The sequence below is a fragment of the Bacillus cereus ATCC 14579 genome, assembly GCF_000007825.1.
Taxonomy (GTDB): domain Bacteria; phylum Bacillota; class Bacilli; order Bacillales; family Bacillaceae_G; genus Bacillus_A; species Bacillus_A cereus.
This window is the reverse complement of the sequence record NC_004722.1, coordinates 1,518,671-1,533,515: the sequence shown is the minus strand read 5'-3', so window position 1 is coordinate 1,533,515 and position 14,845 is coordinate 1,518,671. Positions and strand designations below refer to the sequence as shown.

The window sequence follows — 14,845 nt, the reverse complement described above, 5'->3', positions numbered from 1 at the left end:
CCCACATTCAAGAATATAAAATTATACCTATTAATTCACATTCTTTCCTATTTATATCCGCTATTACTTTTTGCACTGTACGTAATGAATCTTTTTGCTTTTTAACTGCTAAAACCACTCCATCGCATTTCCCTGCAATAATGTGCGTAGCAGGAAGTTCAAATACTTCAGAAGAATAAACGAAAATGTAATCAAAATCTTCTTTCCACTTAGCAATCGCATTATCAAATTCATCCATAGCAACTAAAGGCGTCCCTGTATGTACTGTTTTTTTTGCAGGAATACAATATAAGTAATTAGACAAATTACTAGAAAAAGATTCATAATTGCAGGAGGAAGAGCTTATTATATCGTTTACTGTTATCATGTGATCACTTTGTAATAATACATGTAGTTTAGGGTCAGAAAAATTCACATCAATAAGTAACACCTTTTTTTTCATTTCCGCAAACACTAGACCCATATTTACTATAAGCGAGGCAACAACACCTCTGTCCTTCGTTGAACTAACTGTGAACAGTTGTTTTCCGGATTTTTTCAGCTCGTGATACACCGTATAAAACTGCTCTTTCATCAGATCATCATGCAAATTGAATGGAAGCTGCTTCTTTGTCCTAAACATCGACATGTTCACCTCGATATATAGATGATTTTTTATCAACCTCTGTAGGTTTCTTTTTTCTATTTGGTTCCATATTTATGTGACCAATAACAGAGACTGTTGTTATTTTCTCTAAATCTTGTTCCGTGTATATACGTTCATCAAAATAATCTTGAAATACAGCTAAACCTATCCCAACAAAAAAACTAACAATTAAAGAAATAGGAATGATCAGTTGAAATTTCGGAAACAATTTTTCAGCCTGTTCCTGTAACTCAGGATCAGTTAATACTTTCACCCCTTGTACATTTGTGTACTGTTGAAAGCTTTTTTGTGATTGCTCTGCCAATGTCTTTACAATGTCTTTCACGATTTTCGGATTGGAATCTTTTACTGTAACAGTTACAATTTGTGAGTTGTCCGTATTCACAACCGAGATTTTTTGTGCTAATTCATAACTTGATTGCTCTAATTTCAAAGTTTTTTTGACTGTTGATATAATTAATGGGCTTTTTAAAATATCAACATACGATGTTACTAGTTGCTTATTTTCTTGTGTTTTATTTGTTGAATTTTCCTTATTAAACTCATCTAAATTCCCAACAAGAATTTGCGTTGAATATTGATATGATGGCTTTAAAACATACATAGAGATAAGAACTAAAGAAGCGGTTAAACAACACATCGTTAAAATAATCGTTACGAATCTTCTTTTCAATAATTGTTGAAAATCTTTTATACTCATTTCTTGCTTCAATTATTTCACCGCCCTTTTCTGAATAACATCCTGCAAGTCACTCTTTACAGATACCCCTCTCTTCTTTCTATCCACTTGTTTTGTTACATACTTTCCGACTCTGAATGCAAATTTTTCTACATATATATACGAAAGTATTGCAAGTATAAACGAAAAAACAAGTGAAAAAATTAAAATAATAGGCAACGGTAATATTTCATGGAGCATGTATATAAGGGAAAACAACGATATAATATGGTATAAATAAAGACTGTAAGAAATCTTCCCCAAATATAACAAGTATTTATTGCGTAGCAAGGACGACAAAGTTGATATTGACAAGCTTAATATGACAAATAGACTTGCACTTATCGCCACTACGTAGTCTCGAAATATGAAATTATTGAGCACTTTCATTTCTCCAATAAGTCCTTCGTACATAAAAAGTAAAATCGCAAATAAAAACCATGCAATTTTCGTGTTTTTAGTACAATTACTATAAAAAACTATTAATTTATTTTTATACTTCGCAATTAGTGCCCCTAGTAAAAACAGCACCGTATAATGCAACGTTAATGCATAGCTTGTTAATGTTAAGCCCGAGCGAAACAAAAATAATATTACGACAGAACATATACTAAAACTAAACAATAATAGTAATGAACACCTCAACGTTTTTCGTAAGCAAATCATCAAAATTAGCGGAAAAATTATTGATATTCGCATTTCATGGACAAGTGACCAAATCACACCGTTATATGCATCTGTATTATATTTCCCAACCAATAAAATATGTTGCGCTATTAAACTTGAAGAACTTTCAATCGTCCACGAGCGATTAAACCATTCACTTAAATAAGAAATACCATATCCACTAATTGTAGTCTGGCATATAATAGCTATAATTAGTGCTACAATATAGGGAATGTATATTCTGCATATACGTTTTAAAAGGTATGATCCATAACTACTATAGGTTTTTTGAATAGATTCATACAAAACAAATCCGCTCAAAACAAAAAAGATAATAACAGATTCATTACCACTACTAAAAATTAGACGAGCAGGCGTTTCTTTTAATAGATACACAACAAATGGTTTATTATCTTCATAACTGTAATTTTGAAATGCTGAAAAAATCATTAAATGATGACCGATCATTACTATTAATGAAGAAATCCCTCTTATAGAATCCAATTCCTCGTATCTCTTCATCTTTTTACATCAACTCCTAATGAAATGATAATAATCATTTCAAAGCGACATCTTTATTCATATTCCTCTCCTTTCTTTTCATTCCAATTTTTCATATTAAAATGATTTTATAGTATAAATTTGAGTGTATTGTAACATTTTTTGTAATATTATGAATAGCGAATCTCAAAAATTGGTATATACCAATTTCAACCTCGAAAAATGAGTAATATTGATAGAAAAACGCTATAAAAATATCTTGCAAATTTACATAAATTAAAGAGATGCATAGCGTTTTTTCAATATAAAATAAAAAAGATAGCCTGCATAGGCTATCTTTTTTATTTTATTTAATTACTAGCACCACTATATGCTACATGTCGTTTCTCAATTCTCTCTTCAATTTCTTTCATATTTTCTTTATTATTTAATAGTGATTGTTTATTTTCAATTAATAATTGTTTAAAAGATTTTCTCACTTTTTTTCTCATTTTCATTGTCCTCCTTGGGGGATGATTTATATAAAAGATAAAGAATTATCTGTGTGTCCTTATAATAATTGATTGTTGTGAATTCTATTTGAACTTCATATGAAAATTCCGTTTATTTTCTGACAACTTTGTGAACACGAAAAAAAGACTCTCTAAAACTATGTTGAAATTAATTCACTTCATTATAAAAATTACTATTTTCATCAACTTTTATCATTATATCTTGTCGAAACATTTATATATTTAAAATTGAGTTCGACATAATTTTATTTACTATCATACTGTTTACAAAAACAAAAAGAAGGTGTCACCAAGTCAAAGTTCGACTTATGCAACATCCCTCTTTCCAAACTATTTATAGCATATTTATTAATATTTCAGGTCTTCCCCAATTCATTTCTTCACAAACAAATCTAAGTTTTTCTTCATCCATTGTGTGTAATCCCTCTTCTAGTAAACATGAAATTGGAACTTCACAGTGAATTTGTGCTAATTGCAACGAAATATTTAAGTTCTCTAAATCACTTTCAATCTTCGTACGCTGCGCTTTTGTTAATGATTCTACATTTTCTAGTACAGCGGATACTGTTCCGTGCTCTTGAATAAGCTTATACGCTGTTTTTTCACCGATACCTTTTACACCTGGATAATTATCACTTGTATCTCCCATGAAAGCTTTTGCATGGACGATTTGCCACGGCTCTACACCTTTTTCTTCCATGATTCTCTCCGGTGTGTAATATTCGTAATTTCCAATTCCTTTACGCAGAAGCATAACTGTAACGTTCTTATCAACAAGTTGAAGTAAATCTGTATCACCAGTTAAAATATAAACTTCAGCTTCATTGCAGTATTGTTTTGCAAGCGTACCGATACAATCGTCCGCTTCGTAGCCTTTCATACCGATAACTGGAATGGATAATTTCGCAGTCATTTCTTGCACTAAATCAAATTGAGGAATTAATTCTTCTGGTGGCGCTGCACGATTTGCTTTATAATTCGAGAACGATTCTGTTCTAAATGTCGTACTTCCCATATCCCAGCATGTAACGATATGTGTTGGTTCGATCGCTTGCGTAGCTGTTAACAAGTGTTTCATATAACCATGAATCCCGTTCGTAGGGGTTCCATCTTGTCGTTTCATAAATTGTCCGTAGACACTTGTTGCGTAAAAAGCACGAAATAATAGTGCCATACCATCAACTAATAGTACTTTTTTCATAATTCCTCTCCTATTAAAAAAATAATAACCTCACGTTATCACGTAAGGTTATATAAATAGATTACCATTCTACGTTTTTGCTCAACTTTGTCTATTATACATTGTTTTTGTATATTTAGCACCATTAACACATTAAGACGTTCTACTACAACAAGTATGCAATATGCCTGAATACGTATTTTTTCCAGTAGAAACAACGATAGCTTTTGCATTTCCACTAACGATATGCGAACCTTTAAAACATACATTTTCAAGCTCAAGTGGATTATAATCTTTCATCCGTTTTAATGGAATAAATCGTTTACGTTCAAGGTGATAGCAGCTCTCAAACTTCTCTATATTCGCTTCGTTTCCCGTTAACACAGACTCATTCACTAATAAATCATCTGCATAAATAATACGTACATCAGCTGGCACAGCATCTCCAGCCGAAAGAAAAATCATATCTCCAGGTACAAGTTCTTGCACTGGTATCTCCATCATTTTCAGTTCACTATTTAACCCTGTACTACTAGAACATTCTACTCTAGATACAGTAATCGTTTCACGTTGTAATTCATCACACACACGTTGTTTTGAAAAACCTGGAATCATGCCACCAAGCTTCATCATTACTTCTGCGAGAAGTGCTCTTTTTGAAGTTAGTTCATTTCGGCCATATACTTGAATACGTTTTTGCGCCTCTTTCATTGATAGTCCGTCTCTTGTTGTTTTAAAATATGCAAATACAGATTTTACATCTCTTGTTGCAATTTCAATTAATAAATCTTTATTTTTTTGGAGCATTGTTTGTTCTTTTATTGATTTTTTACTTAGTTTATATGACGTGTTACCCACAGTTTTGTTTGCATATAACATATTATCGTCTCCTCCTTTACAACATAGGAAGAAACGCTTTGTTTCTCAATTTATCCACTTTACTGTGAAAGTGTCTCGCGTTTTATAAACGCTACATTATGATAAATATAGAGGGAGGAACAAATCGTTTCCTGCCTACATCATATATTTTTGATTTGAAGTATATGGGTAACGGAACCGAGTCAGAATTTGACATGCTCCTCACCTCCTCGTTTAATTTTATAGTTTATACTATGAAATTACTCATAGCTTGGTAACAAAAAAGGCCCCTACCCTTAAGAGAGTAGCGGCCATTACATACACAAATAAACGATTTCTAATATAATTAGAAATCTACGGACCTCTCCCTCACCGAGTTTTAGCACTGTATAGCATAGGTACATTACCAGCTACGTTAAGAAAAACCTTAATTCGATCATTCCTGTTGACCCATTGGCGTCTCTCGACATTTTTGGGCAGTAGCATTTCTCTATACAGGAGCCTCACCTAACAGAGACTTATTTTCATTACATTGAAAATGTTACTCTTATTTAAAATAGATGTCAACCGTAGCCTACAATTTTTTCAAAAGGTATGGCAAACTAACATATATAAAGTGTAACTTTAATCAGTGGAGGTTTTGTTCATCCCCCACTGATTATTAGCCCTCACCAATCGGGCTTTTACGGGATAAAATAAAAAACTTTACGTTTAAACGTAAAGTTTTTAATAAGTTATACAACCAGCAATTACAATCCCAATTGAAATTGATAAAAACATAAGAAAAATACCGACTGCTTGATTATCTTCTTCGAGACTTTTGTTTATATTAAAGCGTGGTGTAAGCCACTCAGATAAATAAAAGACGATAATTTGAGCCAAAATCCCAACTGCTCCCCACGAAATCATATCAAGAAGTGAAATTGAATTAGCTGCTGTCGAATATAAAACAACAGCTAACCCAAGTAATCGTCCTCCAAGCACATAGCTTACCGCCTTATTTCCTTGAGCCATTAACTTAAATTCCTTTACTTTCGTTGTCACTTCCATCAAGAACAGACCTATACATAAAAGGCCGAGTGTTACTACTAAATATAATAAAAAATTAATCATTTTTTCCCCTCCTTTTTATACCTACCGGTAAATAGTACGATTCATTTCCTGTAATCTTTTCTCCCGCACGAATACCGATACTACTCGCTTTTCCAGCAATTAAAAACGAACCAAACACATATGACAGTTTCTCGATCCCTTTTTCTGTTTCCAAGGATACGACTGGCAGTTCGATATACTTTTGAAATATCGGCAGTGACGCTTTATATGTTTGGTGTGCATTTTGAAGCATAATATTTTCGTCTTTATCGCGAATCGTAATTGTATCTCCTTCTCTCCCAAATGAAGGTTTTTGAACGAAAGAACCTTTTCCTAAAAATAAATCTGGTTCTAAATATGTAGGTAACATATATTCTTTAATCCACTGTTGTTCCTCATTTGTATAAAAGGCCTCTTCTTCTGCTAACCCCCAAATAAGACACTGAATTGATTTTGGCTGAAGTAAAAATGCTGACAAAGGATTTATTATAAAAAGCTTTCCGGCTTTTACAAGTTGTAACAATTCCACACCTACCAAATCTCCTGTTTCAGGATCTTGATCCTCAATTAAATCTTCTATCGGATATGTTTGGCGATATAAAACATCAATCTTCGCCCCATCTTTATCGACTAGAGCATCCTTTGTAATTCTAAGTTCTGACATTGGCACTACTTTATTTTCAACATGGCATAGCTGACTTAAATACATAGTGGTATTCCAATCCTCGATATGTTCATGATGTGCTGTAAAAACAACATTTGGATTATCTAATCCCTTTGTCGCTTCCATTACTGCTTTCGTTACACCAGAAGATAGCAATCGTTCTTGATCCGAGTTTGGATCATCATAGCCTAGATTTCCACATACTTTCCCATTCATTTGAAAACATTCCACAATAAAAGTTGGTGTATCACTATTAAACTCAAGCATTTTGATTTTGTTATCCTCTGTTACAGCAAAATCAAATCGCGAAATTACAGATTCAGGATAGAGCCCTTTCATTCTAATGAAAGATAAACTCGCGGATGGAAAGCCAAGATCTAGAAGCTGTTCGTCACTTAAATTACGCAGCAGTCTAGCAGTCTTAAAAAATATTTTCCCCATTCGTTCAGTCGCTAAGTGTAATTGGTCCAAAGTCTGATTTGTTATAGAAAAAACATGAAACAAACTATACTCACATTCATATAAATCCGACCAAAAATCCGGATATTTTAAATAAAATTCTTTTCGATCCCTTATGTATTGCGACATATTTTAGCCCCCAAATCCTCCCTTTGAACCGCTTCCAATTCCACCTTTAAATTCAGCAGACGATTGATACGATTTAAACGCCGATGAATTTTTAAAAGTGGATTTATTTTGATAGTATCGCCCACCATAGAAATAATGCCCACGATAACCTGAACTACTATCATCACACTGCCATACCCCAAGTTCATCATCCCAATCCCAATCAGAACAACTATTATCATTTGGTTTTGGGGGAAGATCTTGTGCGCAACCAAATAAAGTGCCAGTCATTAAAGACGTTACGACACCACCTACTAGCCATTTCGTTTTTGTCACCTTCGCACTCCCCTTTTTAAATTCTATTCCTATTATATAGGATGGCATGATAAAGTAGAAGAAAAAGGAAGAAGAGGGATTAAATGCGCTTAGAATATCGACTTAATGATGAAACGAAAGGGTATCCTGCTTTATGGAACTACGCCAATATTTCTAATTCTGAAATTATCGCACGCATGACTTGTGAATATTTTATTAAAGAGAAAAATACTTATGTTGTTACTGCAACTTCGGTTGATCCAGACGGAACAGCAGTTATTTATATTCAAAAAGAAGTTTTCGCAAATGACCCTTCAGACCCTACATACTCCTACATCGGTTTTGAAATTAGAGAACTAAGTGAAACGAGTTCAAACATAGTAGATAGTCAAGATGTATGGAACTATGAAGAAATTTTACCATCTCTTCATTCAGATATTATATATATTCAGCGAGACGGCATGTCTATGGAGTTCTCCTTAGATTCAAGAGAGATTGATGAAGACAGAAAGTGCTACATTTATTACGGAAACTTCACAGGTGAATCAAGATAATATTGATATATCTATGCAACAAAAAAACCTTACGTATAAAACGTAAGGTTTTTATATAGCCCCACATATGCCGTTCTCTCTAGATGTCCATAAACCTGCTCTCACAGGTGGATGCTCTCACAAATGTTTGTAACTTCCTTCTTAAAAAGATGGCATGTTAGCTACATTTAAATATTGAACTTCCATATTAAACTTATTGGTTTAAGACATGCATAAGCTACGTACACCGTAGGAATTTTATATAAGGTTAGTTGAAATAAGACCCCCGCACGTGCCGCTCCTCGTAAATGTCCAAAAACCCGCTACTCGCAGGTGGATGCCCTCACAGTTACCGTACATCTTCCTCCACAAGGAAGGCTTGATGATGGTCGCTAAATATTGAGCTTCCGTATAACTAACATCGGTTTTAGACATAAATAAGTTACGTACACCGCAGGATGTATTATTTACTTGTCGTTATATTATCACATTGTTTCCAATGTGTAAAATACAAAGTTTTTCGAGCAATCTCTTGCTTGTGACCTTATTTTAATACAAATTATTTTTGCATGCAAGTGATTAATCTTCTTCTTTTGCAATTTGATTTTCTGGATAAGAAATCCAATCACTCCAGCTACCTGCATACAATTTAACATTTTGGAATCCAGCTAATTTTAATGCAACGATATTTGGGCACGCTGTAACACCAGAACCACAATATACAATGGTTTCCTTATCTTTCGAAAGATTTTGGAAGCGTTCTTGTTGCCCAGCTCCATTCTTAAATTGTCCTGATTGCAACATTCCATCCTTCCAAAAATGGTTTACCGCTGTCGGAATATGACCTGCTTTATGATCGACAAGTTCCTCTACACCAGCATAACGTTTCGGCTCTCTTGAATCAATTAATGTAACATCCGCACCTGCACGGATATTCTCTCTGACCGTTTCCATCGTTACAAGCATATGATCTTGTATGTTTGTTTTGAATGTTTTTCGTATAACAACAGGAATTTCCGTTGTTGTCGGTAGTCCATTCTCTTTCCAAGCCGGGAAACCACCATCTAATATATATACTTTCTCATGTCCTACATAGTTACATAACCACCATAAACGAGCAGCATTTGCACCGGCTTGACTGTCATACGCAATTACTGTCGTATGCTCATCAATACCAGCTTCCGAAAGCTTGTCTGCAAACTCCTCAATATTTGGTAAAGGATGGCGGCCACCATGTTCTGCTATAGGACTTGATAAATCTAAATTCAAATCAAAATATAACGCATGAGGAATATGTCCTTCTTCATACTTTTCTCTACCCCAATTAGGATTCGCTAAATCAAAACGACAATCGATTATACGGACATTCTCATCTTCTATATGCTCACGTAACCATTCGACTGTAACTATCATCTTTAACGACCTTCTTTCTTTTTCAAACGACTTACATACTCCATAACCATTTCTTCTGTAACATATTTACGCTGCAAGGTAACACCATTTTTTGCAAGATCATTAATTTGCTTCGTTACAACATTAATGACATCAACCGAAAATTCTTTCCCATTTGACGCAAGAGATACGGCAGCTTCAATAGCTGCTTCACGCTGTGCATCTAATTGTAAACATGCTTTTACACTTTCATTTTGTTTACGAGAATGTGCTGTAATTGCTTTATGTACTTCCATCTTCTCTTCCCCCTAAATAGTTATACGTTTTTATTCAATTCCATTGCAAGCCGGATCATATCACGACATACAATCCCATTTTCAATAATCTCTTCTTCATAATGCTTCGAAAAGTAATCAAAATCAATAGAAAAAATACGAAATCCACATTTTTGATATAAAGCAAGTTGTGAAACACTAGAATTGCCTGTACCAACTTCAAGTTTTGACATACCATATCCTTTAGCAGTTTCTACAGCATGCCTTAATAGCTTCTTCCCAATCCCTTTTCCTTGTAAATGCTCTGCAACCGCAATATTCATGATTTCCATCGTCTTTGGCCTTGTTTCCAAAAGAACATATACACCGATAACGCTCCCCCCCTGCTTAGCTACGTATGTTAATCCTCTTTGTACATATGTAGCTATTTGCCGTTCACTTGGATCAGCAAGTAGCAATAAAGACTTCGGTATAGCCTCTTTTGGAATACGTTCTATTACAACAGACATAAAAAATTCCCCCTTCTCTATTGTTCTAAACCCTCCTTGTCTACCATAAGTAATAGAAAGGAGGGATTCACCATGGACAACAATGAGAAAAAATGCAACGTCATCTCTATTGATGGAAAGAAGAAGAAAAGCGACACGTATTCCTATCCAAAATTAGTAGTTGAAAACAAAACATATGAATTTTCTTCATTCGTCTTATGCGGTGAAACACCAGATGGCAGACGACTCGTTCTTACTCATATGATTTCTACCGATGAATTTGCTGGATTTGTAAAATCTTTAGATACTGTACTGCAAAAGAAAATTGAACGAATCTTTTTCTCATAACGACTATATAACATAAATTTCTTTTTCAATCTCTACTAACTGCTTTTGCAATTGTTCTTTACTTTGTTCATATAGAGATACATCGATCGTTTCAGCCAATGCAAACAATATACTTTCATAATAGTTCATCACATCTTGCTGCATCACTTTTTGGAATAAGTTCCACTTCATATCCCACTCTTGCTTATAATGATGAACAAATAAATCTTTTTCATCAGCTACATAGTTTGATACGAACGGTTCTAATACAGATTTAGCGTCTTCTTGCATAAAAGCTTTGTCATTCTTTTCAAAAAAGCTTTTCTCATTTTTAAAATGTGCCAGTGCTTTTTTGAAATCTTTTATTTCAACTGAAGGGAACGGTTCTTTATGTGTAATATCTTTATATTCATACTCCACTATTCCATTCATAGAAATTGATTCATTTTCTACTTTACAGTTCACTACAATTTCGCCCTTTGCACGCTTCATCGCTTCGTCTATCCATTTTTCAAGGCGTAATGATGTCGCACGCATTTCTTGCAATAAATCATGCTGAATAAATGCTACTAATTCCATAACACACTGTTGCAATTGTGTTTTCACATTTCCATCCGTTCGAAGTGACGCCGGATTAATAAATTCAGTAAACACATCGTTATAGCGCAGGAATAGACGCTGTTGCACGTAATAAAGCAACTCTTTCACTTCATTTTGCATCGCCTGTTCTTCAGCAAGTACACTATATGATGAAATGATATGAAGTAGTTGATCACGCTCTGCTTCATATTTTTTCGTTTGCTTCTCTTTCTCTTCATTCCCCTGTTTTGCACCCTTTATCATGTTTACTAAAAGCTGATCTGCCCCTTGCAAAGCACCATATAGAGCATGCACAGAAACAAGCATTAAATCTCTCATCATAAAGGACGTAAATGATTCCTCAAACTTCGTAATCCCAGAGTTTTGTAAAATACCATACTTCTCTTTTTCAACATTCTTTCCTTGTTTCTCTTCAAGCGCACATAAACTTGAAATTGCAAATAAACGCGGATTTCTAATACCGTATTGCAGCAGCTGATCTGCGATATAACCTTTTACCATTTCAAGTTCTTCTTCAGACTCTGCTAAATCCGCCGCATTAATTAAGAAGAACATTTTATCAAGGGCAAAAGTATCCTTTACACGACCAAGCTGAATTAAAAATTCCCGGTCAGCACGAGAGAATACATGATTATAATATGTTACAAATAAAATAGCATCTGCGTTTTTAATATACTGGAATGCAACATCCGTATGGCGAGCATTAATAGAATCCGCTCCAGGTGTGTCTACAAGCGCTACTCCCTGCCTTGTTAAAGCACAATCATAATAAAGTTCCATATACTCAACGAAGCATGATTTCTCTTCATTCGCTACATAATCAGAGAACTCTTCTAATGTAACTTGTACTTGTTCTCCTAAATAAGTAGAAACTGCATCATATCCTTTTTGTACCGCTCGTAAAAAGCTAAATGTTGTTTTTTGCTTCCCAGTTGGTGAAGGATATTTCATAACTTTATCAATTTGTGCTAACGCTTCATCTAACGTAGCAATCTCATAATGAAACAGCTTATAAACAGCTTTCATATCTTCTAATAACGCTTGCTTTGATTTAAACTGAACAATTACTGTTCCGTGTGGTTTTTCCTCTGTAACCGGCAAAATTTGATTAATCGTTGCCGTCGTCGGGTTTGGTGATACAGGAAGTACTTTCTCACCGAGTAAGGCATTGGCAAATGATGATTTTCCAGCACTAAATGCCCCGAATAACGCTACTGTAAATTGTTTTGTTTCCACACGTCTTCTTTTCTCTATTACCTCTTGCTGTACATGTTTCAGCGCTGGCAATGGCTCTAATATCGTTTCAGCTTTTTTCACTTTCTCTAATATCCGCTGAATATTTAAAGCCGCCGTTCCTTTCAGCTCTTCTTCATGAACCGCTACGTTATCGCTTACGATTTCCTGCTCTTGTAGTGTAAATTTCTCACTAACAATTTGCTTTTCCCTTTGCAATATCTCATCTATTTGCAGCCCTTCAGGCGTAGCAACATGATCGTGCCAAACATTTCGTAAATAGTCTTCATATGCCTCCAAATTGTTACTGTATTGTAATTGTGTTTCTTTCGCCGTTTGCAACATCGTATATGTTTCAATCTCTTCTTCAATACGAGCAACTGCTTCCCTCACCTTTTGCTTTAAAACGACCGCACTTTTATCAAAAATTTGCTGTGCTTTTATAAAATAACGTTTCTTCAGTTCATTCGCTACATCCGCTGTATAAAGAAGTAAGTAATCACCTGTGAAACCTGCACCTTGTTTAATTACTTCGGCCAACATTTCTGGTCCGAAAGCAATTTCTAACCCATATATGTCTTTCCCAATTTCCTCCGTGAACAATCCTTCTTCTTTTAAGAAGGCTACAATAAATTCCTTCACATGAAAATCAAGCTGCGTTTCAACAGTCTTTTGAAGGGCAGAATAAAACGCCTCTACACGTCTTTGTTTTTCTTGCTCCGTCTTTCCTTTCGAAAATAGCAAACCGACCTTAAATTTTGTTAATTTCGTTTCTAAATATGCATTTGCCAATTCTCTCATTTCAAATGGCATTAAATAAGCGTTATCTAATATAGCTTGTAAACCTTTTATAAATTCGTTTCTCACATGAGATTCTTTACTTGCCTCACGATTTTTCGCTTCCGTTAACTCTTCCTTCTTTTCAACTACCTCTGAAATAGAAAGTGGTGATGCTAACTCTTCCTCATATTTCAAGAGAGCTTTTTCATTTTCAGAAACAATAAACGAGAAATGTTCTCCCATTAAATATTCTGTTTCTCGCTCCATTCCAGTCCTTACATACTGCTCTTTTTCTTTCATAATAGAAGTAATTAACGCTTCTAAGCTTCTAATTTCATTATGTGGATGGTTCATCATTCGTAATGACGTATAATAAACACCATCTACTTCAATATCCCAGTTAGAGAATGATTGTTTTACACTATCTTTATAATTCTCAAACGATAATTCATTTTCTTTATGTTTATCTATTTGATTTACAACGAGATAAACCGTTTTATTACGTTGTTTCAATTCTTTAACAAATTGTAAATTCACTTCCGATTGGACGTGATTATAATCCATCATATAAAAAATGACATCTGCCAGATGAAGTGTCGACTCTGTCGCTAATTGATGGGCATCATCTGTTGAATCAATCCCTGGTGTATCAACTAACATAACCCCTTCAGGAATCGGCGCGTCGTTTCGATAAATATGAACACCAATTACTTCATCGCCGTCTTTACAAATTTGTTTTAATTCTTCTGCTGAATATGCACCGTCATATTCGTACTGCTCTCCAGATTTAACCGTTACAACAACACGATCCATTCCTTTTTCAATTTTGACAACGTTAGCGCTTGTCGGAATTGGACTTGTCGGTAACAACTGCGCTTTATATAGATGATTCATTATCGTTGATTTCCCTGCAGAGAAGTGACCGCAGAACGCTATCATAAGCTGTTCTTGTTTATATTTTTGAATTACCTCAAACAACTTTAAACTATTCTCTGCATCGCCGTGTTTTTGCCACTCTTCATAAAAACAAACAAGTTTTTTCATACCGTTTGTCTGTACTATGTTTGTCATCCCCTTGTTCCCCTTTATCCAAGATGTATATACTTTTCCCCGCTATTTGCGAGCTCATAACCAGTGAGAGTTACACCTACCCATTGATTACAGTTTCACTTTACTATCATACTAAATTTTCAGCATATTCTCATTAAAAATAAAAAATCCCTTTCATTCTTTTTACAAATGAAAGGGATTTTATGTCATATCACTCATTTTGCTGTTCCTACTCCATTTAAAACATACTTCGCAATAACTGCATATACAGCGACTGTACCTGCTACTAATGCATATACCATACTTACGCACCAACCTTTTTTTGATAATGATTATCACTTTTGAATACAGTTTATCATTAAAGAGAATCATTATCAACACTTTTCATAAAGAAAGCTCCTTATAAGAAGGAGCTTTACTGCCTGTTTTGAAAAAGGTTAAAACTTGT

General features: G+C 34.4%; 15 protein-coding genes, 2 other RNA genes and 1 riboswitch. Of the genes, 2 read left to right on the top strand and 15 right to left on the bottom strand.

The window, feature by feature from the left end:
• Window positions 1–7: 7 nt before the first annotated feature.
• The 9 genes from BC_RS07880 to BC_RS07840 all read right to left on the bottom strand — a co-directional run bounded on the left by BC_RS07880 (window position 8) and on the right by BC_RS07840 (window position 7,740).
• Complete coding sequence (locus BC_RS07880; protein ID WP_002100874.1) at window positions 8–628, bottom strand: CpsD/CapB family tyrosine-protein kinase; 621 nt, start codon at window positions 626–628, stop codon at window positions 8–10.
• Window positions 615–1,358, bottom strand: coding sequence for a YveK family protein (locus BC_RS07875; protein WP_000807054.1), 744 nt, complete (start codon window positions 1,356–1,358; stop codon window positions 615–617). The genes BC_RS07880 and BC_RS07875 overlap by 14 nt, the downstream gene beginning before the upstream one ends.
• Entirely contained in the window at window positions 1,359–2,552 is a 1,194-nt protein-coding gene (locus tag BC_RS07870; protein ID WP_000833042.1) for an acyltransferase family protein, read from the bottom strand.
• A gap of 329 nt (window positions 2,553–2,881) precedes the next feature.
• Window positions 2,882–3,022: an FbpB family small basic protein gene (locus BC_RS07865; RefSeq protein ID WP_001228048.1), complete on the bottom strand. Its 141-nt coding sequence runs from the start codon at window positions 3,020–3,022 to the stop codon at window positions 2,882–2,884.
• A gap of 355 nt (window positions 3,023–3,377) precedes the next feature.
• Window positions 3,378–4,244, bottom strand: a complete 867-nt coding sequence (locus BC_RS07860) for a 5'-3' exonuclease (protein ID WP_000757073.1) — start codon at window positions 4,242–4,244, stop codon at window positions 3,378–3,380.
• A gap of 132 nt (window positions 4,245–4,376) precedes the next feature.
• Entirely contained in the window at window positions 4,377–5,102 is a 726-nt protein-coding gene (locus BC_RS07855) for a cation-transporting P-type ATPase (protein ID WP_000964949.1), read from the bottom strand.
• 335 nt (window positions 5,103–5,437) lie between these two features.
• Window positions 5,438–5,603: riboswitch (M-box (ykoK) riboswitch) on the bottom strand.
• A 204-nt stretch (window positions 5,604–5,807) separates the two neighbouring features.
• Window positions 5,808–6,194, bottom strand: coding sequence for a DUF350 domain-containing protein (locus BC_RS07850; RefSeq protein WP_000606870.1), 387 nt, complete (start codon window positions 6,192–6,194; stop codon window positions 5,808–5,810).
• Entirely contained in the window at window positions 6,187–7,425 is a 1,239-nt protein-coding gene (locus BC_RS07845; RefSeq protein ID WP_000084933.1) for a glutathionylspermidine synthase family protein, read from the bottom strand. The genes BC_RS07850 and BC_RS07845 overlap by 8 nt, the downstream gene beginning before the upstream one ends.
• Window positions 7,426–7,428: 3 nt before the next feature.
• Window positions 7,429–7,740 (bottom strand): hypothetical protein, encoded by a 312-nt coding sequence (locus BC_RS07840; RefSeq protein WP_000169030.1) that lies wholly within the window; start codon window positions 7,738–7,740, stop codon window positions 7,429–7,431.
• A gap of 83 nt (window positions 7,741–7,823) precedes the next feature.
• On the opposite strand from BC_RS07840, the gene BC_RS07835 reads away from it, so the two are divergent.
• Window positions 7,824–8,273, top strand: a complete 450-nt coding sequence (locus BC_RS07835) for a hypothetical protein (protein ID WP_001235523.1) — start codon at window positions 7,824–7,826, stop codon at window positions 8,271–8,273.
• Between the two features lie 54 nt (window positions 8,274–8,327).
• Here the strand turns inward: BC_RS07835 and ssrS (BC_RS07830) are convergent.
• The 5 genes from ssrS (BC_RS07830) to BC_RS07810 all read right to left on the bottom strand — a co-directional run bounded on the left by ssrS (BC_RS07830) (window position 8,328) and on the right by BC_RS07810 (window position 10,428).
• A non-coding RNA gene (gene ssrS / locus BC_RS07830) (6S RNA) lies at window positions 8,328–8,511 on the bottom strand.
• A gap of 21 nt (window positions 8,512–8,532) precedes the next feature.
• Window positions 8,533–8,715, bottom strand: a non-coding RNA gene (ssrS, locus tag BC_RS07825) — 6S RNA.
• A 116-nt stretch (window positions 8,716–8,831) separates the two neighbouring features.
• Window positions 8,832–9,665, bottom strand: a complete 834-nt coding sequence (locus BC_RS07820) for a sulfurtransferase (protein ID WP_000637560.1) — start codon at window positions 9,663–9,665, stop codon at window positions 8,832–8,834.
• A gap of 2 nt (window positions 9,666–9,667) precedes the next feature.
• Window positions 9,668–9,940, bottom strand: a complete 273-nt coding sequence (locus tag BC_RS07815) for a YpbS family protein (RefSeq protein ID WP_000451819.1) — start codon at window positions 9,938–9,940, stop codon at window positions 9,668–9,670.
• Between the two features lie 20 nt (window positions 9,941–9,960).
• Window positions 9,961–10,428, bottom strand: coding sequence for a GNAT family N-acetyltransferase (locus tag BC_RS07810; protein ID WP_000117689.1), 468 nt, complete (start codon window positions 10,426–10,428; stop codon window positions 9,961–9,963).
• A gap of 72 nt (window positions 10,429–10,500) precedes the next feature.
• Here BC_RS07810 and BC_RS07805 point away from each other — a divergent pair, with 72 nt between their 5' ends.
• Window positions 10,501–10,755, top strand: a complete 255-nt coding sequence (locus BC_RS07805; protein WP_000369740.1) for a DUF3931 domain-containing protein — start codon at window positions 10,501–10,503, stop codon at window positions 10,753–10,755.
• Window positions 10,756–10,758: 3 nt separating this feature from the next.
• Here the strand turns inward: BC_RS07805 and BC_RS07800 are convergent, their stop codons facing one another.
• On the bottom strand, window positions 10,759–14,418 hold the full coding sequence (locus BC_RS07800; RefSeq protein ID WP_000182111.1) for a dynamin family protein: 3,660 nt from the start codon (window positions 14,416–14,418) through the stop codon (window positions 10,759–10,761).
• Window positions 14,419–14,845 lie beyond the last annotated feature (427 nt).